The sequence below is a fragment of the Salinicola lusitanus genome (assembly GCF_003206045.1).
Taxonomy (GTDB): domain Bacteria; phylum Pseudomonadota; class Gammaproteobacteria; order Pseudomonadales; family Halomonadaceae; genus Salinicola; species Salinicola lusitanus.
Map to the genome: position 1 here is coordinate 96,221 of NZ_PZJM01000009.1, position 25,886 is coordinate 122,106.

General features: G+C 63.0%; 20 protein-coding genes. 11 read left to right on the top strand and 9 right to left on the bottom strand.

Features of this window, described 5'->3' with window-relative positions:
- Position 1: 1 nt before the first annotated feature.
- Positions 2 to 2,635, bottom strand: a complete 2,634-nt coding sequence (locus DOM45_RS13810; RefSeq protein WP_110601439.1) for a type VI secretion system Vgr family protein — start codon at positions 2,633 to 2,635, stop codon at positions 2 to 4.
- A gap of 401 nt (positions 2,636 to 3,036) precedes the next feature.
- On the opposite strand from DOM45_RS13810, the gene DOM45_RS13815 reads away from it, so the two are divergent.
- The 4 genes from DOM45_RS13815 (at position 3,037) to DOM45_RS13830 (ending at position 8,145) form a co-directional block, all read left to right on the top strand.
- Positions 3,037 to 3,966 (top strand): hypothetical protein, encoded by a 930-nt coding sequence (locus DOM45_RS13815; RefSeq protein WP_110601440.1) that lies wholly within the window; start codon positions 3,037 to 3,039, stop codon positions 3,964 to 3,966.
- A 114-nt stretch (positions 3,967 to 4,080) separates the two neighbouring features.
- Positions 4,081 to 4,368, top strand: coding sequence for a DUF4235 domain-containing protein (locus tag DOM45_RS13820; protein WP_157958434.1), 288 nt, complete (start codon positions 4,081 to 4,083; stop codon positions 4,366 to 4,368).
- A 184-nt stretch (positions 4,369 to 4,552) separates the two neighbouring features.
- On the top strand, positions 4,553 to 6,688 hold the full coding sequence (locus DOM45_RS13825; protein WP_110602082.1) for a TonB-dependent siderophore receptor: 2,136 nt from the start codon (positions 4,553 to 4,555) through the stop codon (positions 6,686 to 6,688).
- A 293-nt stretch (positions 6,689 to 6,981) separates the two neighbouring features.
- Entirely contained in the window at positions 6,982 to 8,145 is a 1,164-nt protein-coding gene (locus tag DOM45_RS13830) for a GGDEF domain-containing protein (RefSeq protein ID WP_110601443.1), read from the top strand.
- A 193-nt stretch (positions 8,146 to 8,338) separates the two neighbouring features.
- Here DOM45_RS13830 and DOM45_RS13835 read toward each other — a convergent pair whose 3' ends face one another.
- From DOM45_RS13835 to DOM45_RS13855, 5 genes are all read right to left on the bottom strand, one after another.
- On the bottom strand, positions 8,339 to 9,232 hold the full coding sequence (locus DOM45_RS13835; protein ID WP_110601445.1) for a dihydrodipicolinate synthase family protein: 894 nt from the start codon (positions 9,230 to 9,232) through the stop codon (positions 8,339 to 8,341).
- 64 nt (positions 9,233 to 9,296) lie between these two features.
- A complete protein-coding gene (locus DOM45_RS13840) occupies positions 9,297 to 10,259 on the bottom strand; it encodes a Bug family tripartite tricarboxylate transporter substrate binding protein (RefSeq protein WP_110601447.1) in 963 nt (320 codons plus the stop codon).
- 171 nt (positions 10,260 to 10,430) lie between these two features.
- Positions 10,431 to 11,933, bottom strand: coding sequence for a tripartite tricarboxylate transporter permease (locus DOM45_RS13845; protein WP_110601449.1), 1,503 nt, complete (start codon positions 11,931 to 11,933; stop codon positions 10,431 to 10,433).
- Positions 11,927 to 12,412, bottom strand: coding sequence for a tripartite tricarboxylate transporter TctB family protein (locus DOM45_RS13850; protein WP_110601451.1), 486 nt, complete (start codon positions 12,410 to 12,412; stop codon positions 11,927 to 11,929). Before DOM45_RS13850 ends, DOM45_RS13845 begins: the two co-directional genes overlap by 7 nt.
- 154 nt (positions 12,413 to 12,566) lie before the next feature.
- Positions 12,567 to 13,421, bottom strand: coding sequence for an IclR family transcriptional regulator (locus tag DOM45_RS13855; protein ID WP_205909469.1), 855 nt, complete (start codon positions 13,419 to 13,421; stop codon positions 12,567 to 12,569).
- 132 nt (positions 13,422 to 13,553) lie between these two features.
- On the opposite strand from DOM45_RS13855, the gene DOM45_RS13860 reads away from it, so the two are divergent.
- The 7 genes from DOM45_RS13860 to DOM45_RS13890 all read left to right on the top strand — a co-directional run bounded on the left by DOM45_RS13860 (position 13,554) and on the right by DOM45_RS13890 (position 21,307).
- A complete protein-coding gene (locus DOM45_RS13860) occupies positions 13,554 to 15,260 on the top strand; it encodes a dihydroxyacetone kinase family protein (protein ID WP_110602084.1) in 1,707 nt (568 codons plus the stop codon).
- Between the two features lie 118 nt (positions 15,261 to 15,378).
- The gene (locus tag DOM45_RS13865; RefSeq protein WP_110601454.1) at positions 15,379 to 16,401 is read left to right on the top strand and encodes a TRAP transporter substrate-binding protein; all 1,023 of its coding nucleotides are present in this window, start codon (positions 15,379 to 15,381) and stop codon (positions 16,399 to 16,401) included.
- An 81-nt stretch (positions 16,402 to 16,482) separates the two neighbouring features.
- Positions 16,483 to 16,926, top strand: coding sequence for a type 2 periplasmic-binding domain-containing protein (locus tag DOM45_RS20495; protein ID WP_110601456.1), 444 nt, complete (start codon positions 16,483 to 16,485; stop codon positions 16,924 to 16,926).
- An 80-nt stretch (positions 16,927 to 17,006) separates the two neighbouring features.
- Entirely contained in the window at positions 17,007 to 17,519 is a 513-nt protein-coding gene (locus DOM45_RS13875) for a TRAP transporter small permease (RefSeq protein ID WP_110601457.1), read from the top strand.
- The gene (locus tag DOM45_RS13880; RefSeq protein ID WP_110601459.1) at positions 17,519 to 18,802 is read left to right on the top strand and encodes a TRAP transporter large permease; all 1,284 of its coding nucleotides are present in this window, start codon (positions 17,519 to 17,521) and stop codon (positions 18,800 to 18,802) included. Before DOM45_RS13875 ends, DOM45_RS13880 begins: the two co-directional genes overlap by 1 nt.
- A 29-nt stretch (positions 18,803 to 18,831) precedes the next feature.
- The gene (locus DOM45_RS13885; RefSeq protein WP_110601461.1) at positions 18,832 to 20,241 is read left to right on the top strand and encodes an FAD-binding oxidoreductase; all 1,410 of its coding nucleotides are present in this window, start codon (positions 18,832 to 18,834) and stop codon (positions 20,239 to 20,241) included.
- A 106-nt stretch (positions 20,242 to 20,347) separates the two neighbouring features.
- Complete coding sequence (locus DOM45_RS13890) at positions 20,348 to 21,307, top strand: Bug family tripartite tricarboxylate transporter substrate binding protein (protein ID WP_110601463.1); 960 nt, start codon at positions 20,348 to 20,350, stop codon at positions 21,305 to 21,307.
- A 267-nt stretch (positions 21,308 to 21,574) separates the two neighbouring features.
- On the opposite strand, the gene treA is transcribed toward DOM45_RS13890, so the two are convergent.
- From treA to DOM45_RS13905, 3 genes are all read right to left on the bottom strand, one after another.
- The gene (gene treA / locus DOM45_RS13895) at positions 21,575 to 23,233 is read right to left on the bottom strand and encodes an alpha,alpha-trehalase TreA (protein WP_110601465.1); all 1,659 of its coding nucleotides are present in this window, start codon (positions 23,231 to 23,233) and stop codon (positions 21,575 to 21,577) included.
- Between the two features lie 160 nt (positions 23,234 to 23,393).
- Positions 23,394 to 24,656: a D-mannose isomerase gene (locus tag DOM45_RS13900; protein WP_110601467.1), complete on the bottom strand. Its 1,263-nt coding sequence runs from the start codon at positions 24,654 to 24,656 to the stop codon at positions 23,394 to 23,396.
- A 299-nt stretch (positions 24,657 to 24,955) separates the two neighbouring features.
- Positions 24,956 to 25,819, bottom strand: a complete 864-nt coding sequence (locus DOM45_RS13905) for an SDR family oxidoreductase (protein ID WP_205909470.1) — start codon at positions 25,817 to 25,819, stop codon at positions 24,956 to 24,958.
- Positions 25,820 to 25,886: the final 67 nt, after the last annotated feature.

Genomic DNA, 25,886 nt, shown 5'->3' on the forward strand with positions numbered 1-25,886 from the left:
ATCACCCTCCCACGGGCGTACTGCCTGAAGATGACTTATCGGCGCCCGCGAACTGCTTCTCGCACTCTCCCTCCGGCAGCTCAGGCATCGCGACATCCATGCTCGCCGGCCCGCCAAAGCTGTGCTGAGCGCCTTTGATATCAATCGCACCAGGGCCGTGGACGTCGATATTGCCACCTTCGATACGGATATAGCCGCCGCCGCTGGTGAGCAAAATGCCGTTGGCGGCGTTGATCTCGACCCGCCCTTCGGTGGAGGTGATCTTGACGTCCTTCTCCGCGGTCAGCGCCATCTCGTCGCTCTGCGCCTGCACCTCCACCTTGCCGCGGGCGGCGAAGAGCTTGATGCCGGCGCGGTAGACGAACAGCGAGAGCTTCTCGGAGATCGAGGCGACCAGACTCTTGCCGGTGGCGACATTGACGTCCTCGCCGCTGGAGACACTCAGCGAACGCCCCTGGGCCAGGTGGGTCGATTCCGGCGTGCTCATCGTGATGCCGGCGGGCGAGGCGATATGCAGCCAGGGTGCCTTCATCCGCGCCGCTTCGCCGCGGCCGCCGCTGTCGGTGGCGCCACGGGCGTTGCTCTGATCAGCATCCGCAAGCTGTTCGCTATTGCCGTAGCGGTCGTCGGCGTCTTCGCCGGCCTGCTTGAGGTTGTCGCGGCTGTCGAGCGCTTCGGCGTTGTGGTCCGCCGCACTCTGGCTGAGGCTGTCGGTGAGGTTGTAGGCGCTGTCGAGCTGCTGCTTGGCCGGGGTGAGGTCGAGCTGGTCGCCGCTGGCGCCGAGCTGGCCCCAGCTGGTGAGGTAGAGCCCCTGGTTGGCGCGGATGGCACCATAGGCGTCGGTGCGCAGCTCGAACCCGGTGCCGCGGAAGGCGCCGCGGGTGTTGCCGGTCTGGTGGATCAGATAGCCGAGGTTGAGCTGGCTCTTCTCGGCTTCGGAGTTGAGACGCACCCGCTCCTGGTCGGTGGCGTCGTCGAAGACGAGTTCGTTGTACTTGCTGCCACGGTAGGTCTTGCTCTTGAACCCGGAAAGCAGGCCGTGGCTGTGCCAGTCGGGGGTCTGCTCGCCGTTGTAGACCCGGCCGGTGATCAGCGGGCGGTCGGCATCGCCTTCGAGGAAGTCGACCAGCACTTCCTGGCCGATACGCGGCACGAACACCCCGCCCCAGCCGGCACCGGCGTTGGGCTGGGAGACCCGCAGCCAGACGCTGCTATTTTCATCCTGCTGCCCCTGGCGATCCCAGTGGAACTGGACGCGCACCCGGTTGAGGTGGTCGGTGTGGATCTCCTCGTTGGCGGGGCCGACCACGGTGGCGGTCTGGGGTCCGCCGATCACCGGGCGATGGTGGGTCAGCGGATGGCGGTAGGGCTGGCTGCGCCGCTGCGCTTCGAGATCGACCAGAAAGTGGCCGGTACCGCCGGTGGCGTAGTCGCTGAGACGCTCGCCGGTGGGATCTGCAGTGTCACTCTCCAGCCCATGGGCGCGCTTGGCAGCATCGAGCTGCGGCTGCAGGCTGCCCGGCAGTGCCTGGAACTGGGCCGAGACCGGCAGCGCATTCTCGGCGTGCACGGTCACCCCGAGCAGCAGGAACTGACGCTCTTCTTCGCCCCCGGTGTCGTGAAGCGGGTGCTGGGTGAGTTCGAACCAGCGCCCGGCCTGGAGCTGGCGCGCGCCGCCGCTACCACGGAAGCGCTTGGCGCGGGACTCGTGAGACTCGAGGCGGTTCTCGGTCAGGCGCTCGCCGCGCTCATAGCCGTGGTAGTAGTACTCGCCGGCGTAGTCGTAGAGCTCGGTCTTAGGCAGGTTGCCCTGATCGCTGAGGGTGTCGAGCCCGGTGCGCTTGGTCAGCGAGGGCTGCTTGTAGTCGAAGGTGCCGACGCTGACCCGGGTGGGCTGCTGGGCGCGCACGCCGCCCCACTGGGTCAGCGCATCCTCGCGCTCGGTGGCTGCCTGACGGTGGAAGCGGATCGCCTGGGGGCTGACCGGCTGGGTGGTATCGACATCGTCGGTGATGACCAGGCGATGGCCGTCGAAAGTTCGACGCTCGCCTTCGCCGCCGCCGTCAGCCCCTTCGCTATCGTCGCTATATTCGAAGTAATACCAGAGCCCCTCCTCTTCACACAGCCGATTGACGAAGTTGAAATCGCTCTCGCGATACTGCACGCAGTAGCTGCGGGCGGGATAGTCACGACGCAGATCGAAGCGGTAGCGGCCCTTGGCCAGTTCATGACCGTCGAACACGTCGGTGAGGACATCGACGACGCTGCGATCCTGGAAGATCCGGCTGTCGCGACCCAGCTTGAGCATGGCCAGCCACGGCACCAGGGTGAGCTGGTAGTAGGTAACGCCGCCGTCCTCGCCCAGCAACGCCGCCTCACTGACCAGCCCGTGCAAGCGGCGATAGCTGCCGTCGGCCTGCAGGATCGAGAGCCGGGCCGGCTGGGCCATCAGCGTCTTGAGTTCGATATCGCCCTGCTGGGAGACGCAATCGAGGGTGTAGGTGAAGGGCTCGCTGACCCGCTCCTCGCCCACCAGCCGGTGAGGAATGAACGACGTTCCGGCAAGTTCGAGCGTCAGCAGCCGCTGGGACTGCGACAGGTCGATATCGAAAGTGTCGAGTAGTTCGTTGAACATGTTGTCTTCCTGATGACGGGCTCAGGTTCCGGTGCGACTCGGATAGGCAACCGGGTAGCAGTGACCATGAATGACGCAATTCATTAGGGTAACGCGGTATTCATCGAATGTTTGTAGGAGAATTGCTATTGATGACTAAGACTTTTGATGATTCGGCGTGGAGACTGCTCTCGATAAGCCGTGTCCGAAAGGCACTTGTGTCATCTGAAGCGTTCGGGGCCCTGGGCAGATCGGCATGGCCCGATACTATTCGGTTCGGTGTCGAGGGCCTGTCGGTGTTGGCGCCCTGACTGCACCATCGCGTACTCTAGGCTTTGTACGAAAACTGCCTGCGCTCGCCGACCTTTCGTACCAACCCTAGTGACCTCGCCCATTCGACATCTCGATAAAAGATTTCCCGTATGGCACCTGCCATCCCGCAGACTTTCTCGACATTCAATATCCCCCCGACGCGAAGGCACGTCGACACCATCGACTTCCTGCTCGGGCGACCGTCGCTGGAGCTGCTGCCGGAGGCGTTGCGCCCCAGCGCCCGGAGCTTCCTGTCCTATCTCGCCACCCTGCCCGCCAGCGCCCCTCATCAATGTCCGGCCTGCGCGAGCCGCTCGATCTCACTGGCCATCCCCGCTGGCAGTCGTGGGTTGCGTCGCGATGGCTACTACTGCCGAAACTGCAACAAGCGGTTCAACGTGCTGAGCGGCACGCCGCTTCGCCTGCTGCGCTCGGAAGACAAGTGGAAGCCGTGGATGAGCTATCGGTTCCAGGGGTTCTCCCAAGAGCTGATCGCCACCTTCCTGGGGATCAGCAACAAGGCTTCGATGACCTGGAGCCGGGCCTTCATGGAGGCCATGGCCGACTACGATGCCGACCTGCATCGCTGGTGGGAGGACCATCAGTCCACGCAGGTTTCCGAACTGACGGATGAAGTCGAGGAGGCGCTGGAAGCGTGTGTCGCGGCGCTTGCCGAGCTCACTGTCTTGACCGACAGGCACTGTCCCTACTGCGGTTCCTCATCGAACCAGGTGCTGACCAGCCGGCGCGCTACGGAGTATCAATGTCATGGCTGTGGGCGCCGCTACAACAACCTGACCGAGACGCCGCTTTCACATATCCAGCATAAGGAACTGTGGCCGGAATACCTGCGCCTTCTCGTAGTGGGGTATCACGATACGGAGATCGGGGAGCGGTTGGGGCTGAGCAAATCACTGACCAACCTGTGGCGGCAGCGCTTTCTCGAGTTCATGCAGCCCCGCTGGCCGCTGTTGGCTCACTGGACCCTGTGGCAATGGTCACGGCGTCGCGCCAGCAGCTCTGGCGAGCCACTGCCCTGAAGCGCGGGCAACTCGGAGACCGTCGGTTCGCGGGCGCCAGCCAATCACGCCCACTTGGCAACCCGACGAGCCATGGACCATGCTGAGAGTCCCGCACTCGGCAAGGAGGCCAGCATGAAACCCCATACACTCTGGACCATCATCGGTACGTCCACGGCCATCATCTCCGGCGTGGCAACCCGGGAGGCTCTCAAGCACACCACCCGACGTCACGCCTTCGAACCCCCGGTCAACCCGGACGACCCCGATGTGCGTTGGCGCGAGGCGCTCTTGTGGGGCGCTGCTTCCGGCGTCGCGGTTGGCGTGGGTCGTATTCTGGGCTGGAAAATGGCTTCCAGCGGGCTGCGCCGTGCCCGTCGGACTCGCCGGGGCCAACGCCTGCTTTCACGTATCGAGGATTGAAGGCTTGGTGCGTCACCGGTCGCCCTCGTACAGGGGCCAGTCATACCCCCCCCTGGACCATGAACGCGAATCTAACTGAGAAATATTCTTGATTGCATAGAGGTCTCTAAGGATAATCCCCGGGCCCGCCACTAAAAAAATCGCGGGCCTGTCAACAGGGATCATTCACTTGGGGATCATCACGATGAGCGGCCGCAATCGCACGATCGTGGGTCGCGGGAATCCGCCATGGTGGCACCAGACCACCGTGGCGCTTTTCTGCGGCTCCGCACTACTCACCCTTCCCGCGATCGGGAACGCGCAGCAGACGGAAGATCGAGGCGGGGCGTATCGTCTCTCTCCCGTCATCGTCAATGCGCAAGCGGCCCCCGACGACGACAGCGAAACCGTCGTCGCACGGGAGCTTTGGGTAGGCGGCAAGGTCGCCACGAGCATTCAGGACACGCCTGCCTCCGTCTCGGTCATCACCCAGAAAGAGATCGAGCAGCGCGGCGCCCAGACGACCGAGGAGGTGCTGCAATACACCCCCGGGGTCATCACCGACTACTACGGCACCGATGACCGCAACGACTATTTCCAGATTCGCGGCTTCCAGGCCACGACCTATCGCGACGGCATGACCCTGGGTTCCATGCGCGGCGTGCGAGAAGACCCCTACGCCTACGAGCGTATCGAAGTCCTGCGCGGTGCCAACTCCACGCTGTTCGGCCCGGCCGATCCGGGTGGATCGGTCAACTTCGTCAGCAAGCGGCCGCGTTTCGAACGCTTCGGCGAAGGTTTCCTCTCCTACGGCTCGTTCGATCACAAGGAAGCCGGTATCGATGTCGGTGATGTCCTGGATTCGGGCCAGACCCTCGCCTACCGCTTCACCGGCAAGATTCAGGACAGCGACCGCGAGTACGATCACTCGAAGAACAACAACGGGCTGTTGATGGGTGGCCTGACGTGGGAACCGACGGATCAGACCTCGGCGACACTGATCGTCGACTACCTCAATCGCGACGACACCCCCAATAGCGGCGGCTATCCGCTAGACCGGGAGTATGATCGCGACGACTTCTTCGGCGAGCCGGGCTTCAACGATCATGATGTCGACCGGACCAGCGTTACCGGCCAACTGATCCACGATTTCGAGAATGGCCTGACCCTGCGCGCCAACGTTCGCTACAGCGATCTGGAGGACGACTTCCGCTACGTCTACATCACCGATTCCGCGACGCGCGTCGGCACGTTGGTGGATCGCGACTACTTCGGCACCGATACCGATGCTCACGAATTCATCGGCAACACGATCCTGCAGTACGACGCCAGTTTCGGCGACATCGACAGCAGTACCCTGGGCGGCGTCGAGTACCGCGACGCCTCGACTGACTCCCGCTCCATCTACGGGGATGCGACGCCCATCGATATCGCCGACCCGGTCTACAGCGGCAGCCCCGGCGACCTCACGCCCTACCGCTACGAAAATCAGGATTACCGGACTCGCTCGGTCTTCCTGACGCAGAATCTCTCGTTCTACGATCGCGTCGTCGTCAGCGCCGGCGTGCGCAACGACTCGATGGATCTCTCGAGCGAGGGGGAATCCTATGGGGAGGCATTCGACGATAGCGACGACTTCTCGGAGACGACCGTTCGCGGTGCGCTGACCTATATCGTCAATGACGAGCTCTCCACTTACGTCAGCTACGTGGAGTCGGTGGCGCCACCGACCATCGGCGTCACGCCGGAACGGGGCAAGCAGCAGGAGATCGGGCTGAAATACTCGCCCCAAGGCATGAACGCCCAGTTCTCGGCGGCGGTCTACAACCTGGAAAGAGACGACGTGACCATCGCCGTGGTGCAGGACAACGGCGCCATTGACCAGCAGACCGTCGGCAAATCCCGGGCACGCGGCCTCGATCTCGAGGTCAAGGCCGAGCTCACCGACAGCCTGAGCGTCGTCGGTGGCTACTCCTACCTGGATTCGGAGGTCGAGGAGGGCACGCTGCGCGATGGCACCTCGATCAAGGGCAACGACTTCGCCATCGCGCCGAAGCACACCGCCATGCTGTGGGGCTACTACACGCTCCCGGGCGAGCAGATGAGCGTCGGCCTGGGCGCCCGCTACACCGACGGCTACTACTTCGACGCCGCCAATACGGCGAAGAGCGATTCGGCGACCCTGATCGATGCGGCCTTCGACTACCGGATCGTCCGGAACACCGACTTCACGGTCAACGTCAGCAATCTCTTCGACGAACAGCACATCGTCGGCTCCGGCACCGCCAACTACTACAACCCGGGACGCGAGATCCGGGCGAAAGTCAGCTACCGCTGGTAGGGCCGAGGCCGGCATGCGGTGAGATTCCGAGCGGCCCCGGCCGCTCGGAATCCACATCTCTCCTCCTGCCATGCGCGTCGCCGGATTCTCGAGGGCCAACGAGATATCGGCATGGCGAAGGCCCGCGATCGGACCAGCGGCGCGGCGCTGGATCGCGGGCGGTTCAAGAAGTCGGTGCGATCGCCGATAATGACCGAATGAGCAAGCCTGCTCGCCCGCCGCCAGCGCATGATCGTTCGAAGACGCCGTGACGGCAGAACTTTTCCGCCAAGCCACGACGGATCGACACGAACATGGCGTTCGACCCTGCCACGATATTGACCTTGACCATCGCCATCTCGGCCGCCGCCGCGCTCTATCTGCTGATGGAGTGGCGCGGCGCCCGCGACGTCTCGTTGCTGTTCTGGTCCACCGGTTTCGCCTCGATCACGCTGGGCTGCTCGCTCGCGCTGCTGCGCGCCAGCGGCCACTTCTTCATCGGCGTCTGGTTCGCCAACGGCCTGCTGGTATTCGCCCACTGGATGTTTCTGCTCGGTGTCACGCGCTTCGTCGAGCGACGGCTGTCGGCCTGGTGGTGGTTGGTCGTCGCGGTCTGGTGCGCGCTACTGCTGCTGCCGGACGGGCAAGCGTCGTCGAAACTCTATCTGATCGTCAACTCGCTGCTGGTGGCGATCGTGTCGCTCCGGGCCAGCCTGCTGCTGCGTCTGGAGGCCGACGTCGCCACGCTCGGCACTCGTCAGTTGCACTACACGCTGCTCGTCCATGGCGCGTTCTACCTGAGCAAGGTCGGACTGGCACTGGTTCCCGGTACACTGATCGACCTCGTCGTCTACCAGGGCGCAGTGATCCGCATCTCGTTGGTCGAGGGGGTGATGGCGATCCTGCTGATCGCCCTGTCGATGACCGGGACGGTGCGGTATCGGCGGGAGCGCCAGATCGAACAGCTCGCCGAGCGTGACCCGTTGACCGCACTGTTCAACCGCCGGGCCTTCGAGGCGCGCACGCCACGATTCTTGAACCACGCTTCCAGCAAGCGGCCGGGGGCGCTGCTGCTGATCGACGTCGACAACTTCAAGCTGGTCAACGACCTCCATGGCCATGCGGCGGGCGACCGGCTGCTGATCACGTTGAGCGACCTGATTCGGGAGGCGCTGCCGGAAGAGGCCCTCGCCGCCCGACTCGGCGGCGACGAGTTCGCCATCATGCTGCATGACGTCATGCCCAAGGACATTCGGCAACTCAGCGAGACGTTGCGCGCGCGCTTCCATGAAACCGCTGCGCAGAACTTCGACACCCCGGATGCGGTGACGTTGAGCGTCGGCGCCACATACTTCGAGCAGCCACCCGGCGATCTCGAATCCCTGATCGGCCACGGTGACGTGGCACTTTACGACGTCAAGCGCAGCGGCCGAAACGGCACACGCATACTCGAGTTGACCGAGCATAGCCGGGCGTGACGATGCACCAGGGCCAGGCTACATTATCTTGCCCATGGATCTCGTCGTTCGAAAGACGTCGACTGCATTCAGATATGACCAGTGGTCGTGGAAGGGATGAACCCCACACACCGCTTTTCCAGTATTGCGGGATTGGTGATGGCGAATGCCCTCGCCGGCTACACCGGCGAGAGATCCCCCAACTGCTGCGGTCTCAGGTTTGATCGAAGCGAAGGACGTTATCGAGTTCAGCGTCGATGGCCGCAGCCTGCTCTGCGCTCGTTGGCGGCATCGGCATACGCGGCCGCCCGGTCTGCACACCTTGTTTGCTCAGCACGTACTTGACGTTGGCAGGCAAATTGTCGGCGAAGATCGTATTCCAGAATGCTAGCAGCGCTTCGTGAACCTCTCTGGCGAGCTTGTGATCCCCTGCCTTGACGGCATTCCAGAGCGTTACGCAGACCCCGGGTACCGCCGCAGGATTGGCCGCTATCGTGCCGTGGGAGCCAATGGCGAAAGACGGGTAGAGTAGCGCATCAACTGCCGTGAACACTCGACGGCCTTCGGGCACGCTCAGCATCAGATCAGCCATCAATTTGAGATCGCCGGCGCTCTGCTTGACCCCGATCACTTGGGGCAGGCCCTTCATGATCCGTACCAATAGCTGGGGTGAGAGATAGTTCCAAGGCACTACATTATAGATAATAACGGGGATATCGACTTCACGAGTCAAACGCTCGAAGTGTGCGTAGGTGGCATCCTCGGTGGGCTTGAAGACATAATGCACCGGAGTGATCTGCAGCGCGGCGACGTCGAATTTCGAAACGGCCTTGGCCGCCGCGATCGCATCACGCGTACTGTTGGCGATGATCCCCGCGACAACCGGAATCTTGCCGTCGACCTCCTCGCAAGCGATCTCGATGGAGCGAGCGAGCTCCTCGACGGATAGCGTATGCCCCTCCCCCGTACTCCCCCCCAAGCAGATACCGTGGACTTTCTTCTTCAGCATGAAGCGGATGTTATCGCGCAGCGCCTCTTCATCCAGCGTCTCGTCCTCTTTGAACGGCGAGACCAGTGGCGGAATGATACCTTCAAGCTCGTGTTTCATAGCGGTGTCCCTATCAATGAAGTGATGTCAACCGATCGCCGGCTCAGTCGCGATCTGGCGGGCGTTATTGCCGTAACTCGCCGAGCACGCGCTCGGTTTGCTGTTCATGTTCGGCCATGAAGTCACCGAGTTCGTCGGCATTCATCCATACCGGACCAAAACCCCGATCTCTCATACCCTGCTGAAAAGCCTCGGCATCGAAGGCAGCTTTCACCTGCGCCTCGATGACCTTTACCAACGCCGGTGACATGCCCGCTGGCCCTGCGACGCCGCGCCAAGTCCCGCCGGTCACCGGCTCACCGACGGCCTCCTCGACGGTCGGGACGTCCGGGTAGCGATCCAGGCGCTGCTCGGCGAATACGGCAACGTTTTCGACTAACCCCGCTTCGCGCAACGAGTCGGTCTCAGGTAGCGACGACAAGACGACGTCCATACCGCCGGAGGTCAGCTCCTGTAGCCCTGCCGCGGCCCCCTTGGCCGGCACCAGATTGAGCTGAGTGACATCGATACCCTCATCGAGCATCAGAGAAACGAAAGGAATGTCCCAGCTGGCGTTGCACGTACCGCCGCAGGAAATCGTCAAGCTGGTGGGGTCGGCTTTGAGTGCGTCGACAATGTCTTGTAGCGATTCGAGATTGGAATCAGCAGCGACGTGAACTGCGGCCGGATCCATGTTCACCAGCGCGATGGGAGTGAAGCTCTCGCTGGTGAAATCGGCCTGCCCTAGGACGCGATACTGAGCAAAAGGCGACATCTGGCCGAGTGTGTAGCCATCGGGCTCCGCGTTGGTATAGGTCGTCATGCCGACAACGCCACCGCCCTGAGCCTGATTGACCACACTGAACGCCTGCCCCGTATTTTTCTCCAGTTCACGGGAAAGCAAGCGGAAGACGTAATCGCTGCCGCCACCGGCCCCGGCGATCACGACCATCTGTACGGGCCGGGTTGGCCAGGCATCCTGCGCTTGCGCCGAGGATACCCACGCACTGCCAGCCATCATCGCAATCATCAGCATGGTCGTTTTCATTCGATGCCTCTCCTTTATTCCACGGCCCAGCTTCACTCGACACCCCGTCGCTAGAGGCCCTTGGAGATTCGCGCCGGACCCCTTGGTCGCTTATCAAACTACTGGGCCCATACTTCCATTTTTATCGATCCATAGAAATTAAACTATCGTAGTATTCCGAAATACGGAATATCATCCGATAGGTTTCGACTTAAGTTTCTTTTTAGGCCAAATTTGCAGCAGCACGACTCCCGCCCATACCGCGACAGTGACAATACCCAGCACAGCACCGATCTCGCGATCGAAGAAGATGCTCAGATCACCCCGAGACTTGAGCATTGTCGTCATGAACGTTTCCTCGATCATCGGCCCCAGGATCAGGCCGAGAATCGCCGGTGCCAGCGGTATTTCGTTGGATTCCATGACGTAGCCGAGCAAGCCGAAGAGCGCGATAAGCCCTACCGAGAACAGCGTGTTCTCGACCGAGAACGCCCCTAGAATGCAGAACATCAACACCACGGCTGAGACATACGCGCGCGGCAACCGAAGGATGTAACCGAAGCCTCGGATACACAGGATGCCGAGAGGAATCAGTGCCAAGTTGGCAATAAAGAAGATCCCGAAGATCGTGTAGATGACCTCCGGCTGATTCAGAAACAGCGTCGGGCCAGGGTTGATGCCTTTGATGAACATGACCGATATGACGATCGCGGTGATGGCGTCACCGGGTATGCCGAAGACCGTGGCCGGAATGTAAGCCCCACCGAGACTCGCGTTATTGGCCGCGCTGGCCGACATAATCCGCTCCGACGCTCCTATATCGTCCTCCCGCCGCCCCTTCCGGCTTCCTCGGCGTGCAACCGCATAGGAGATCCAGGCGGCTATGTCCGACCCTGCGCCCGGCAGAGCACCGACCAATGTACCGATCGAGCCACCGCGCAGCGTGCCTAACCGGTGTCGCCATAGATTTATGAGGCTTGGGACGAGTATCGGCCCGCTGATGCTAGGTAACGCCTCGGCTCGGGGCGGATTGGCCGCATTACGTAGCAGTTCGGAAACAGCGAACAGGCCGATCAGCACGGGGATCAGCCCAAAACCACCCAGCAGGTCCGGAGATCCGAGCGAAAACCGCGGAATGCCGCTGACTGGGTCCATGCCTACCGTTGCCAGCGACAGTCCCAGAAACAGCGACACCAACCCCTTGGCCAGAGAGCCGCCGGATACGAAAGTCGCACAGCTGAGCCCAAGTACGCCCAGCCAAAAATATTCGACGGAGCTGAATATCAGAGCGATCTTGGCCAGTGACGGCGCTGCCAAGGAGAGCACCAGCGCGCTGATCAGACCACCCAGTGAAGAGGCAATCAGACCGGCACCCAGGGCCACGGCGCCCTTGCCTCGGAGGACCATGCCATTGGCGTCGTTGGTGTAGGCCGCGGATGCTGGCGTACCGGGCATGCGCAGCAGCGCCCCGGGAATGTCGCCGGCGAATATCGCCATGGCCGACGCGGTGATAATGGCAGCGACCGCGGGTATCGGCTGCATGAAGATGACAAATGGCACCAACAGCGCACTGGCCATCAATGCGGTCAACCCAGGTATGGCGCCGATGATTAGCCCATAGGCAGCAGACAGGAGAATCACCAGCAACAGATAGCCATCGGTCAACTGCGATAGCACGGAATAGAACATCACCATATCAACCACCCCGACACCGCAGTCAGCGGTCCCCAAGGCAACGGCACGTGCAATATCGAGGCGAACAGCAAGTTGATAGCCAGGGCGATGATCAGCGCGACGACTGCCGCGCGTCGCGGATGCACCCGGTTGGCAATCATCAGGGCGAACAGCAATAGAGTCGCGGTGATGAGAAAGCCCAGCGGCTCCACCAGTAGTACGTATGCAATGATGGCCACGGGGATCAACCAGAAATTGATCGCGAGTCGCCAGCGCTTCGACCAATCGGGTCGCTCGAACAGCGGTCCCATACGACGCTTCTTGATACCGGCGAAAAGTATGGAGAGCCCTGCCAGTGCGAGACCACTACCGGTGAGCGTAGGAAAGAGATTAGGGCCGTAGGCAAAGCCTTGAGGTTGCGGCAGTGCGGTGGCCCAGACACAGAGCCCAGCCCCCGCCAGAACCACTGCTGGCCCCAATATGATGTCATGTACCCGCATAACGCAGTCTCCATGGTGAGAAACCAAGACGCTGGTTCGATCTGTCTTTGGGTCCCAGCGCCACTTACCATGGAAAATACGCTTTAAAAAAACACTATCAATCCGCAATTCGGATTATAGACTCACCTTTCTCTTCTCAATTCTTGATGCAGACTTACGGCTTTCCCGCCCAGCCCAGTTCGCGCGAGATGGCGTCGGCAGTGCGTATGACGGTCGGAGCCAGACCGTCCTGACGAGCGAGTGGCAGCCGACTGGCCGGGCCTGAAACACTGATGGAGGCGAACACCCGTCCTCGACTGTCTCGGATAGGTGCACCGACACAGCGCACGTCGAGCTCGTTCTCCTCGTCGTCACGGGAGAAGCCACGCTCACGAATACGCTGCAGATCTTCGCGGAGTGCAGACATCTCGACCAAGGTATGTTCCGTTCTGCGCTCCAGCCCCTCCTCCTCGACGATACGCTCGATCAGGGCCTCGCTTTGAAAAGCCAGGAACGCCTTGCCAACGCTAGTGCAGTGGACCGGCGCGGCCTCGATGGTGGTCAGCGTTGTCAGGCGAGCATCGCCCATCTCCTCGCGCTCGATGCAGACCATCTGGCTACCGTCGAACATATGCAGATGCACGATATCTCCAGTGATCTGATGGAGCTCGAGCACGTGAGGTCTCGCGTGACGGTCAAGATCCAGATTGGCGAGTACTGCACTGCCGTAATAGAACATTCTCAGCCCAAGGCGGTAGTCACCTCGGCGATGGTCCTGATCGATCATGCCAATCTCGCGCAGAGACGCCACGATGCGGTGAATGGTCGTTCTCGGCAGCCCGGTCATCTCGACCATGTCCGTAATCGACAAGTGTCCTTTCGAACGCGAAAAACAATCGAGCACTTTCGCCATCTTGTAGAACGATTTGGCACCGGCATCGCGGCCGTCCTGTATGGCCGACCTTGGAATATCGTTCATCGTGTCCCTCCTGAATGACAGCAAGATCGCACGTTCATAGCCGGCTATCAACGTAACCAATGTCTTAAAGTTCCATTTTTATTTTCGATCTGGCCACAAACGGAGAGATATCAGCATAAAGTGGATATTGACTTATCCAGCACCAAGGTATTCCGTATAACGGAATTGAAAATGGAGCTGGCAGTGAAGAAGCTAATCAACGATCCGCGAGATGTGGTACACGAACTGCTCGAGGGACTAGCAGATACCAATCCGACGATTGCCCTGCTCGAAGGCGAGAACGTGGTCGTGCGCTCGGACCTGCCCGACTCGCCGGATGCAAGACCGGTGGCTATCATCTCCGGCGGCGGCAGCGGTCATGAGCCGGCCCACGCCGGCTTCGTCGGCGCTGGCATGCTCTCTGCCGCCGTCGCCGGCGACGTATTCACCTCCCCAAGCGTTGACGCGGTTCATGCCGCCATCCGGGCCACGGCGGGTCCAAGAGGGGCACTGCTGGTGGTCAAGAACTACACCGGCGACCGGCTCAACTTCACCCTGGCGGCCGAACTCGCCAGCGCCGAGGGCATTCCCACGGAAGTGGTGATGGTCGCCGACGATGTCGCATTACGCGAGACGCTACCCGCCGATCGCAGCAGGGGCCTGGCCGGTACGGTGCTGGTTCACAAGATCGCCGGTGCCAGTGCGGCCCGCGGCGACTCGCTCGAGCGGGTAACGCGCCAGGCTCGCGAGGCAGCCGCATCGCTCGTCACCATGGGTATCGCCCTGGGCTCGTGCATCGTACCCACCGCAGGCCAGGAGGGTTTCTCACTCGGTGAGCGGGAGATCGAATTCGGCCTGGGTATCCACGGCGAAAAGGGCGTCCGCAAGGCCGAACTGATGACGGCGGACGCCATCGTCGACGAGATACTCGACACGCTGCTGGGCCACTTCGACGACTCGAGCAAGCGTGTCGGACTGCTGGTCAATGGCCTGGGTGCCACGCCACCGATGGAACTCGCGATCGTGGCTCGGCGCGCCATCGCCAAGCTGCGCGAACGCGGGCTGCGCGTCGAGCGGCTGTGGAGCGGCAACTTCATGACCGCGCTCGAAATGGCCGGTTGCTCGCTTACCTTGCTGCCACTTGACGACACCCGGATCGAACAACTCGACGCAGCCACCGAGGTACGCATCTGGCCACGCGCGGCCACCGTCGCCGAGGCGCGCCATACGCGATCGTTGTCAGCCGCACCGACGACAGCCCGCGCATCGGCAACCCGTGGTGAACCGGATCCTGTACTCCAGCGCGCCGTGCTCGACGTCGCCACTTGCCTGATAGCAAACGAATCCCACCTCACCCGGCTCGATGCCGCCACCGGCGACGGCGACCTGGGTGCGAGCATGACGCGAGGTGCCCAAGCCCTGCGCGATCTGCCAGACGCAGTATTCGCCTCGCCCAAAGTCTGTCTCGCCGCCGCCGGGGATACGCTGCGCCGGGCCATCGCAGGCAGCTCCGGCCCCTTCTACGCCACGGCACTGCTACGTGCCGCACAGGTGCTGCCGGAAGAGAGTGCGAAAGCGGAGGACTGGTCGGCAGCGCTGGTCGCAGCGCAGCGGATCATCTCGGAGATCGGCGGTGCCGGGCCCGGTGACCGAACCATGGTGGATGCGCTGGCTCCCGCCAGTGATGCCTTCGCGACAGCGATAGCCAGGGGCGAGGACGCCCTGTCTGCACTCGACCAAGCGGTGACAGCAGCTCGAGAAGGCGCCAAAGCCACTGCGGAGATGCTACCGGCCTTCGGTCGCGCGGCCTATCTCGGCGAACGAGCCCTGGGTACGCCGGATGGCGGCGCCTTCGCGGTATCGCTCTGGCTGGAAGCGCTGCACGACTCGCTGACCAGGCACTCGAGCTGAAGGCGCCTCGCACTCTCACTGGAGGCGCGTTACCGCAAGAATCCAGGTAGAAGGCTCGCAGGGTTCATCATCAGGCCGGCGAGCGGCATCACCCACGAACCACTCGGGGACTTTGTACATGAAAACGATAACGGTAACCCTCGCCTTGGCCCTGGGCCTGAGCTGTGGCGCCGCAAAGGCGCAGGAATATACGCTCAAATACTCCTTCGCCGACGTGGACCAACCAGCCGCCAACGCCGCCGCCGCACATGCCTACGTATTCGAGGAGGCGCTGGAGCGTCTCAGCGGCGGGCGCATCGAGGTCGATGTCTTTCCCAACGGCCAACTGGGCGACGCCCGCTCCATGGCCCAGCAGGTCCGTCGCGGCACCATCGATGTGGCGAGTTTCTCATCGGGTGTCTTCGCCTCGCTCTACTATCCCGAGCTTGGCATCATCGACCTGCCATTTCTCTATGCCACCCGCGCGGACATGGTCGAGAAGCTTTCCACCCACCAGCCCTTCATCGCCGAACTGCTCGACGACGTCGCCGAGTCCACGGGCGTGCGTATTCTCGGCTTCGAGCCATACGGCTTTCGCAATTTCACTACCGCGGATACCCCCATTCATCGCCCAGAGGACATGCGGGGTTTGAAAATGCGGACCCAGGAGATCGTGCCGCACCAGGAGTTGATGCGAGCGCTCGGTGCCTCACCCACTCCGATCCCCTTTCTCGAACTTTACAGCGCATTACAGACCGGCGTCGTCGACGGCGAGGAGAACCCGCTGGCCACCATCCAGCAGCAGAAGTTCTATCAGGTACAGAACCATCTCACGCTCTCGGGCCATCTCATGACCATCGCGGCGATTTTCGTCAACGAAGCATGGTACGCCGGGCTGCCCGATGATCTACGCGCTGCCGTCGATCAGGCCAATGCCGAGGCATCGCTGGCCTATGCCGGCGTCGGTGCGATCCAGGACGTCCTGGCACTCGACCAGCTCGAGGAGGAGGGTATGACGATCTATGCGCTCTCGCCCGAGGAGCGCCAAGCGTTTCGAGATGCCACTGCCAAGCCTCTACGCGAATGGGCGATCGACGAGTACGGCGACGAGTTCGCTCAGGGCTTCTTCGACTACCTGGACGGCTTCGACGAGGCATCGTGATGCGGTGAAAGCTCGAGCCGGGCCGGGCCAATTTGGCCTTCATCACTACCGGGGCATAGCGCATGAAACCGACGTTTCGTCTTGCACTGCTACTCGCCGTCGCCTCGCACGAGGCCTCGGCACGCCCCCAACGGCCACGCCGTTCAGGGAGTGCTAGAGCGCACTGCAGATGGGCGTGGTGGATGGCCAGCGCTCCGGGTGGTGATACAGCAGCAAAAGCACGACCAGGTGCAGGGCCAACCGACCCACTCGGGTCATCTCATGACCATCGCCGGCATGGTCGTCGACGAGCAGTGGTATCAGCCTCTGCCCGAGGATCTTCGCCCGCCCGCGGACGAGGCTCAGACGGAGGCCACCCTCCCCATGCCGGCATCAGCGCCATGCAGGACGTGCTCGCGCTCGAGACTCGGATCGACGAAGGGTGGATATCCAGGCATCGACACCCGAGCGGCTCGAGGTCCTTCACGAGGTCCCTCCCCCAGGCCAGTCGGTGTGCGATCGACGAGACTGGAGAAGCGTTCGTGAACGACGGCTTTGACACCATCGACTCGGTCGACGACTGATTTTCTCAGTGCGGCGCATTCGCCGGATTTCGAGGTCTTCTCATGCAACGACTCACGACTTTTCTCGGACATGGTGATCGCGTCGTGTTCTGGATCACCGCCACCCTCGCTGGCGCGCTACTTCTGATGATGTCGATTCTGGTCATATGGATGGTCGTCGCTCGCTACTTGTTCAACGCTCCGGTGTTCTGGGGCGATGAGATGTCGCGCTATCTGATGTTTTCTCTGGTGATGATCGGCAGCGCCATCGCCATACGGCTCCAGCAGCATCCTCGGCTGACCTTTCTGCTTACCGCCCTGCCGGCACGTCTGCAGATCACCCTGGAGTGGTTGATAGATACCATCGTCATCGGCACGCTGCTGGTGATTCTGATCCAGGGGGCATTATTGGCGGTCGATGAATCCATCATGCGAACGCCATCGCTGCGTGTCTCCTACTTGTGGGTCTATCTCTCTTACCCGCTGGGGGCGGGGCTGTCGATCCTCCAGGTGTTCGGCCGGCACTTCGGCCCCGATAGACGCGAAGCACTGGGCGAGATCGAGGGAGTCGTCTGATGTCTTTGACCCTCTTTCTCATCGGCTTCGTCGTCATGATGGCGATCGGCATTCCGCTGTCGTTCGCCATGCTGACCAGCACGATCCTGTTTTTCGTCGTCCAGGATCTGCCGCTCTTTCTGGTGGTTCAGCAGTTCTTCATCGGCATCGACAATTTCACGCTGCTTGCCATTCCCTTTTTCATGCTGGCCGGCGACCTCATGGTGGTTTCCGGCACCGCCGACAAGATGATGAATTTCTCGAACGCGCTGGTTGGACGCACGCGCGGCGGCATGGGCTATGTGACCATCGTCTCATCGATGCTGTTCGGAGGCTGCTCCGGATCGGCTATTTCCGAAATCGCCGGGCTGGGCAAGATGCAGGTCAAGATGATGGAGAAGAACGGCTTCACGCGGGCATTCAGCACCGCGCTCGCCGTCGCCTCTTCGATCAAGGGCGCGATCATTCCACCATCGATCCCGATGGTGCTGGTGGGAGCCATCACCGGCACATCCATCGGCGGCCTGCTCGTCGGCGGAGCCATACCCGGCACGCTGGTCTCCGTCGCCATGGCCATCGTCGTCTTCTGCTCCTCGCGCAGGATGACGCCAGTCAGGGACCGGCGCATCAGCATCGGTGAATTCTTGAAAGTCACTGCCTCATCGCTGCCCTTCCTGGCCATGCCGATCATCATCCTCGGAGGCATTCTGTCAGGGGTCTTTACGCCCACCGAGGCATCCGCCGTGGCGGTCGGCTACGGATTTCTGCTGCTGTTGATCCGCCAAGGCCGGGCGATTCACTGGCTGACGATCTTGTTCCTGATGATTCGAAGCGCCGTGCTCTCCGCCGTGGTCCTCCTGCTCTCCGGCGCCTCGGCGGTGTTCTCCTGGGTGCTCGCCTCGGAGAGGGTCCCGGACCTGATCGCGAGCTTCATTTTCAGTTTCACCGACAACCGCTATCTCATTTTGTTGATCATCAATGTGTTCTTGCTGCTCTGGGGCATGGTGATGGACATGCTGCCGGCGATTCTCATCGTGGTACCCATGCTGATGCCGCTGGTCGTGGATCTGGGAGTCGATCCCATCCACTTCGGGGTCGTCGTGGTCTTCAACCTGGTCATCGGCCTGATCACGCCACCCTATGGCGCGGCCCTGTTCACCGGTGCCATCGTGACCGGCATGCCCATCGGGAAGATCGTGGGCGCCATGTGGCCGCTGCTGCTCTCCGCCATCGCCACGCTGCTCCTCATCACCTACGTACCGGAGACCGTTCTCTACCTGCCCCGTCTGTTCGGGCTGGACTGAGCGCAACGCCTCTTACAGGAAGGAATCTCATGAGCTACATGCCATCGACTCGACATACCGCACTGCCGGACAGCTTCATCGAGGGTCTGCGCCAGATCGTCGGCGGGCGACTCAGCACCAGCCCCTCCGAGCTCGAGCGTATGGGCCGCGGCGAGTGCTGGCACCCCTCGATTCCGCCTCAGGTTGGCGTCTATCCCGAGTCGACCGAGGAGGTCGCCGCTCTCGTTAAACTGGCGGCTGCGGAGAACGTGGCGGTGATCGCCATGGGCGCGGGAACATCGCTGGAGGGCCATACCGCCGCCCTTCATGGTGGGGTCTGTCTCGATCTCAGCCGGATGAACGAAATTCTCGAACTGCGCGCAGAGGACCTCGACGTCACGGTGCAAGCCGGGGTCACCCGCCAGGCGCTGAATCAGTATCTGCGCGCCACCGGGCTGTTCTTTCCCGTCGACCCCGGGGCAGACGCGACTCTCGGCGGCATGGCCGCCACCCGGGCCTCGGGTACCAATGCCGTTCGCTACGGCACCATGCGCGAGAACGTGCTCAACCTCACCGTGGTGCTCGCCGACGGCAGCGTCGTGAAGACAGCGAGCCGGGCACGCAAGTCTTCCGCCGGCTACGATCTGACCCGGCTCTTCGTGGGCTCCGAGGGCACGCTCGGTATCGTCACCGAAGTGACGGTACGCCTGGCCGGCATTCCCGAAGCAGAGAGTGCCGCCGTCTGCGCGTTTCCCGATACCGCCAGCGCTATCACCACGGCTACCGAGATCATCCAACTGGGGATTCCGGTGGCGCGCATCGAGTTCATCGACGACGTCGGCATGGCTACCGTCAACGACTTCGCCGGGCTGGACTATGCCGTGGCGCCGACGCTGTTCTTCGACTTCCACGGTACCGAGGCGGGCGTCGAGGAGCAGGCCGCGCTCGCCTCGGCCATGGCGCACGACAACGGTGGTACCGACTTCCGCTGGGCGAGCACGCGCGAAGCGCGCAACAAGCTCTGGCAGGCCCGTCATGAATTCCACTACGCCATCCTGTCGCGTCGTCCCGGTGGCGGAATCTGGGGAACCGATGTCTGCGTGCCGATTTCGCGCCTCACCGAATGCATTCTCTTCGCCCAGCATCAGGCCAAGCGAGCGCCCTTCATGGCGGTCGCCCTGGGCCACGTCGGCGACGGCAACTTCCACATGAGCTATCTCATCGATCCAGACGATGATGCGGAGCGCGCACTGGCCGACGAACTCGCCTCGGAACTGGCGCATCACGCCATCGCGCTGGGCGGAACCTGTACCGGAGAGCACGGCGTCGGCTACGGCAAGAGCCGGTATCTGGCCGAAGAATTCGGCGACACCGGGGTGGCACTGATGCGAAAACTGAAAAGGGCACTGGATCCGAACGACATCCTCAATCCGGGAAAGATTCTACCGCCACAGTCATGAGTCCAGATCGACGGCGCTCGCCGGATCGTCGCGCTGGTCGAGCCCGTCAAGACGGCTGAAACCAGCGCGACGATGAACCGACACGACAACTCGAAAGGAACCCATCATGAAACCCTGTCTCGCCTTTATTGCCTTGAGCCTGCTCTCCGCATCGACATTCGCCGCGAACTTCCCGGAGCGCCCCGTGACGATCATCGTTCCGGCAGGCGCCGGTGGAGGCGGCGATACCACGACCCGCCTGCTGGCCCGAGGCCTCGAGAAGCAACTGGGTCAGCCAATCACTATCATCAACCAGGGCCAGGGCGGCGGTGTCGTTGGTCTCACATCGATCAAGAATGCCAAACCGGACGGTTACACGGTGGGGCTGCTGTTTCCCTACGCTGGCTATCACTACACCGGTCAGGCTACTTTCTCGGTCGATGACTTCACGCCCATCGCCAGCTTCAACGGCGACAGCTCGGCACTGATCACCGCGGAGGACTCGCCATTCGACTCACTCGAGGAGGCCGTCGACGCACTGCGAAAGTCGCCATCGGAGTACACCATTCACTGCGCTGGCGGCTGCGGAAGCGTGTGGGACGTACCGATGGCGAGCTTTCTGCTGGACGAAGGGGTGGATGTCGCCGAGATCCGCTGGATTCCCGGCCAGGGCGCGGCGAGCGGCTTATCGGAACTAATCTCTGGGGGCGTCGATTTTCTGACCGCGTCGCTGCCCGAGGCTGGCGCCATGATCGACGCCGATATGGCGCGCGCTCTGACGGTGCTGAGTCCGACCCCGGTCGAGAACTTCGAAGACGTTCCACTGGCCGGTGAGATCGCGGACGAAGTCGTCGACGGCGGTACCTGGCGCGCGCTCGGCGGCCCAGCGGGCATGCCGCAGGAAGCAGTCGATACCTGGCAAGCGGCCGTACTCGCCGTGGTCGACTCCGACGCTTTCCGTCAGGCGATGTCTCAAGCCGGGTTCGGCATCCGCGCACTGAATGCCGGGCAGCTCACTCGTCTGATGCAGGAGCACGAAGACGACACTGCACGGGTAATGAAAGCACTCGGATACGAAGCGCCCTGACCTTGCCATCGCCGTTCTGTAGCGACGCTACCGGCAGGACCCGTGTCGTCCCCAGCCTGGACTCGGTCCTTATTTCACCGGATGACACCACCATCTTCGGCGGCGACAACTGGCTTTTGAAGCGCGGTGGCCGGGGCATCGAACGGCCCGTCCGGTTGATCGCCATTCGATGAGCACGCCGCTGGTATCCGGTGCTGCCGAGCGGAATGACGCCATACGACGGTCCTCGGGGTCCGGATTTCCAGCCGTCTGGCATCACGCAGGTTGCTACCGATGGGCTGCCGCCGGATAGCGATGGATCAGATCCAGCAGCACGCCATTGGTCCAGCCGAACCCATCGACGACATCGTATTCGCCGCCGCCCCCCACAGCGGGGTCGACCACGTCGTATTTCTCGACCAGTTTGCCGGTCTGCCGGTAGACCTCGCGGTTGGTCTCGATCCAGCGACGGGCGATGGTTTCGGCCAGGTCGTCGTGTCCGTAACGGTCGAGCCCCGCAACCGCCAGCCACTGCAGCGGCGCCCAGCCATTGGGCGCGTCCCACTGCTCGCCGGTCTCACGCGTGGTGGTGACCATGCCGCCGGCACGCAGCAATTCGCGCCGCACCGTTGCAGCCGTGGCATCAGCCCGGGCCGGGTCGGCGACACCGAACGCGAGCGGGTACACCATGGCGGCGGAAATCGCATCGGTCAGGCGCCCCTCCCGCCAGTCGTAGTCGGTGTAGTACCCCCCGTCCTGCTGCCAGAAGACCCGGTTGATCGCGCTCTGGCGGCGCTCGGCCATCGCCTCGAAGCGCGCGGCCTGGGCAGCGTCGCCTTGCACCCGCCATGCCCGAGCCAGGGTGCGCTCGAGCTGATACAGCAGGGCGTTGAGATCCACCGGCAGGATATCGCGGGTCTCGATGGTGGTCTGGTGCTGGCCATCGGCCATCCAGCGCGAGCTGAAATCCCAGCCACTTTCGGCGGCGGCCCGCAGATGCCCGTACAGTTCGGGCGCCGGGCGGTCGCTGCGCGCGGCCAGCTCCCGTTCGGCGGCATAGGCCTCCGGCCGCGGCCAGTTCTCGCTGCCGTGGTAGCGGTTGAGCAGGGTGCCGTCGGCCAGCTCGACCACGTGCTCGCGCGCCTCGCCGGGGCCGATCTCATCGGCGCCGCGCATCCAGTAGTCGTGTTCTCGCATCAATTCGGGCAGGTAGCGGCGATAGACGTCGTCGCCGTCGTGCTCCGCCAGCAGTGCCACCATCGGGGCAAAGAACGGCGGCTGACTGCGGGTCAGGAAATAGGTTCTGGTGCCGTTGGGGACGAAGCCGTAGGTATCGATCAGCCAGGCAAAATTGCCGACCATGTCACGCACCAGATCGAAGCGGTCGCTGCGCGCCAGGCCCAGCATGGTGAAGTAGCTGTCCCAGTAGAACATCTCGTTGAAGCGTCCGCCCGGTACCACGTAGGGTTCCGGAAGCGACACCAGGCTGCTCCAGGGGCCTTCGTCGGTGTCCGCCGGATCCCGGGTCAGGTAGGGCCAGAGGTTGACGATATGGGCCTCGATCGAGGTGTCGGCGTCCTCGCCAAGACGCGTCTCGTTCTCCGGGCGCGGATCGAAGTTGGCATCCACGAAGGCCTGCAACCGAGCCTTGCCGATTGTCCCTTCCCGCTGTCGCAGTTGCTCGAAGTCGGCCACGATCGCCGCCGGATCGCGCTTGGGCACCAGGTCGACCACCGACTTTCCGTCCGGATAGAGTTTCGCCATGGCGACCGCTTCCATGACCGGCCCCCAACTGCGATCCGGGGATTGGCTGGCCGTCTTGGCGGGTGGCTCTCGCGAAGGCTCCCGCTCGAGGCCCTGGGTGCTGCAACCGCCCAGCAGCAGGCCCGCCAGCAGCAGCGTGGCCCACCCTAGCCTCGCCTGCCGAAAATCCCCAATCGTCGTCATCGTCGCGCTCCTCACGGCCAGGTGTCGGTGCTCCTAGCAAGCCAGACTTCGACAACGAAGCCCATGCCGCTTTCGGGGTAGGCGTTTGTCCGAATGAACAACGCCCCGATCCTGGATCGAGGCGTTGCGGCAGCGAGAAGGGCGATGCCCGCCGGGCGGGCTACAAGGCGCCGTCGGCGATCGCCCGGGCCATCGTCGGGGAGAGCGGCAAACGCGGCAGCAGCGTCGCCTGATAGGCGTGGTAGAGGTCGGCCTTGCCGCTCCAGACTTCGCTGGACGGGCGGTTGTGGCGGTCGAGCTCCTGCCACCAGCTGCCTCGCTCGCGATCGATCAGGAAGCGATCGATGTAGTCCCAGAAGCGGCGATACCAGACCTCGTAGGTCGCGTCGCCGGTACGCTTGAGCAGCAGGGCCGCGGTGGCGGCCGCCTCCGCCAGGGTCCAGTGCATTCGCTCGTGCACGACCGGACGGTTGTTCCAGTCGTGGGTGTAGACCAGGCCCGGTTCCCCATCCACGTGCCAGGCCAGTTCGGTGGCGCTGCGGAACAGCCCCTGGGCATCCTCCACCAGCCAGCCGGGCGCCGCTTCGCCGTGGCGCAGCAGCCCCCCCTCGAGATGCAGCAGCAGTCGGGCCCACTCGAAGGCGTGACCGGGCGTCGCGCCATAGGGCCGGAACTGATCCTTGGGCGTGTCTTCGTTGTAGTCGCGCCACTCGTTCCAGTGACTGTCGAAATGCTCCACCACGCGGTAATCGTTGGGCTTGGCGTGGGCGTGGATGATCTTGTCGGCGATGGAGAGCGCGCGAGCCCGCCATTTGGGCTCGTCGAGGACGTCGGCCAGTTGCAGGAAGGCTTCGGTGGCGTGCATGTTGCTGTTGCCGCCGCGGTAGGCCTCGTCTTCGCGCCAGTCGTGGGAGAACCCCTCGCGCATGCGTCCTTCGTCTTCCGACCAGAAATGGGTCTCGATCACGCCGATGATGTCGTCGAGCAGCGGTCCGGCCGCTTCGTCGCCGGCCTGCCAGGCGCTGGCCGCCGCCAGCGCCACGAAGGCATGGATATAGGCCTGTTTGGTCTGCGTCTCCCCCGCCTTCGGTCGCTCGCCATACCAGCCACCGTGTTCGTCGTCCCGCAGGCCCCCCCTCAGCGCCGCCACGCCATGGGCGACCAGCGGCATCATGCCGGGCTCGCCACGCATGGCAGCCAGGGCAAAGCAGTGGGTCATGCGGGCGGTGATCATGGTGTCGGGGTTGGCATCGGCGGGCAGCCGGCCATCTTCGTCGAGCGCGGCAAAGCCGCATTCGGGATGACGCGAGGCGCGGTAGAACGCCAGCAGGCGTTGCCCCTCGCTCTCCAGCCAGTGATGGTGTGCCGGCCGGTCCAGCCAGCTCTCCTGCCGCGGCGGCAGATTGGGAGTCGTACCTGGCATGCTGTAGGGCCTCCTCTGCCCTGTCGTCTCTCATGCGTTGTGAAAGTGCCTGCGCTCATCCACGCGGCGTCAGCCATCGCCGGGAGGCCAGCCGGGCCCGTTGCGCCGACGCTTGCGCCCCACAGGGATGCGGGAAGTCGTTGGCCCGTCGGGAACGGGCCTGGCCCTGGCTATCGCTCGCCAATCTTTCAGGCAGTGCCTGGAGAATGTCTCTGCGGGATTCGTATCGAGCGCGGGTCTATTCACCCCGCCCGGGCGGCAAAAGTCCATTCCACCTTCGCCGCCCTGTTCGACGCGGATCAGCCATTGACGACCATTCCACCATTGGGGTGAAGCGTCTGGCCGCTGATGAAGGAGGCGTCGAGCGAGGCCAGAAAGACGTAGCAGGGACCCAGCTCGGAGGGCTGTCCGGCGCGCCCCATGGGGGTATCGGAACCGAAGTCCTCGAGCATCTGCGGGTCATGGGCGCCCAGCGTGGCGGGTTGGAGCGGCGTCCATACGGGGCCCGGCGCCACGGCGTTGACACGAATGCCGCGACCGACGACCTGGTTCGAGAGGGAGCGGGTGAAACCGACGATCGCCCCTTTGGTCGCGGTGTAGTCCACCAGGAAATCGGGGCCGATATAGGCATTGACCGACGTGGTGTTGATGATCGCGTCATCCTCGCCCAGGTAAGGTAGCGCCGCCTTGGTCAGGTAGAACATGCCATGCATGTTGGTGGCGAACGTCTCCCGCCACAGCTCGTCGTCGAGTTCCGTGAGGTCGGTGCACACCTGCTGGGTACCGGCGTTGTTGACCAGCACGTTGAGCCCGCCAAAGGTCTCGATCACCTGATCGAGCGCCCCGCGACAGAAGGCGGCGTCACGAATGTCACCCGCGATCAGCAGGCAGCGGCGGCCCTCGGCCTCCACCAGCCGCTGGGTCTCGCGGGCGTCGTCATCCTCGCTGAGGTACATCACCGCCACGTCGGCGCCTTCCCGGGCGAAATGGATCGCCACCGAGCGGCCGATGCCGCTGTCGGCACCGGTAATCAGCGCGACCTTGTTTTCCAGCTTGCCGCTTCCGCGATAGCCGGGGCGAATGAACTCCGCGGGCGGCTGCATCAGACTCTCCTGGCCGGGGAGGGTCTGGCTCTGGGCATGAATCTTCGTTTTCTCTACCACGTTGCGATCTCCCTGCAAACGGAATGGATGAATCGAGTCACCTCCGATAAAAAACCATGGTAAGCAT

Excerpts from the sequence above, each read along its gene's own strand:
- DOM45_RS13810 (WP_110601439.1), bottom strand. The coding sequence starts at position 2,635 with ATGTTCAACGAACTACTCGACACTTTCGATATCGACCTGTCGCAGTCC.
- DOM45_RS13815 (WP_110601440.1), top strand. The coding sequence starts at position 3,037 with ATGGCACCTGCCATCCCGCAGACTTTCTCGACATTCAATATCCCCCCG.
- DOM45_RS13820 (WP_157958434.1), top strand. The coding sequence starts at position 4,081 with ATGAAACCCCATACACTCTGGACCATCATCGGTACGTCCACGGCCATC.
- DOM45_RS13825 (WP_110602082.1), top strand. The coding sequence starts at position 4,553 with ATGAGCGGCCGCAATCGCACGATCGTGGGTCGCGGGAATCCGCCATGG.
- DOM45_RS13830 (WP_110601443.1), top strand. The coding sequence starts at position 6,982 with ATGGCGTTCGACCCTGCCACGATATTGACCTTGACCATCGCCATCTCG.
- DOM45_RS13835 (WP_110601445.1), bottom strand. The coding sequence starts at position 9,232 with ATGAAACACGAGCTTGAAGGTATCATTCCGCCACTGGTCTCGCCGTTC.
- DOM45_RS13840 (WP_110601447.1), bottom strand. The coding sequence starts at position 10,259 with ATGAAAACGACCATGCTGATGATTGCGATGATGGCTGGCAGTGCGTGG.
- DOM45_RS13845 (WP_110601449.1), bottom strand. The coding sequence starts at position 11,933 with ATGGTGATGTTCTATTCCGTGCTATCGCAGTTGACCGATGGCTATCTG.
- DOM45_RS13850 (WP_110601451.1), bottom strand. The coding sequence starts at position 12,412 with ATGCGGGTACATGACATCATATTGGGGCCAGCAGTGGTTCTGGCGGGG.
- DOM45_RS13865 (WP_110601454.1), top strand. The coding sequence starts at position 15,379 with ATGAAAACGATAACGGTAACCCTCGCCTTGGCCCTGGGCCTGAGCTGT.
- DOM45_RS13875 (WP_110601457.1), top strand. The coding sequence starts at position 17,007 with ATGCAACGACTCACGACTTTTCTCGGACATGGTGATCGCGTCGTGTTC.
- DOM45_RS13880 (WP_110601459.1), top strand. The coding sequence starts at position 17,519 with ATGTCTTTGACCCTCTTTCTCATCGGCTTCGTCGTCATGATGGCGATC.
- DOM45_RS13885 (WP_110601461.1), top strand. The coding sequence starts at position 18,832 with ATGAGCTACATGCCATCGACTCGACATACCGCACTGCCGGACAGCTTC.
- DOM45_RS13890 (WP_110601463.1), top strand. The coding sequence starts at position 20,348 with ATGAAACCCTGTCTCGCCTTTATTGCCTTGAGCCTGCTCTCCGCATCG.
- treA (WP_110601465.1), bottom strand. The coding sequence starts at position 23,233 with ATGACGACGATTGGGGATTTTCGGCAGGCGAGGCTAGGGTGGGCCACG.
- DOM45_RS13900 (WP_110601467.1), bottom strand. The coding sequence starts at position 24,656 with ATGCCAGGTACGACTCCCAATCTGCCGCCGCGGCAGGAGAGCTGGCTG.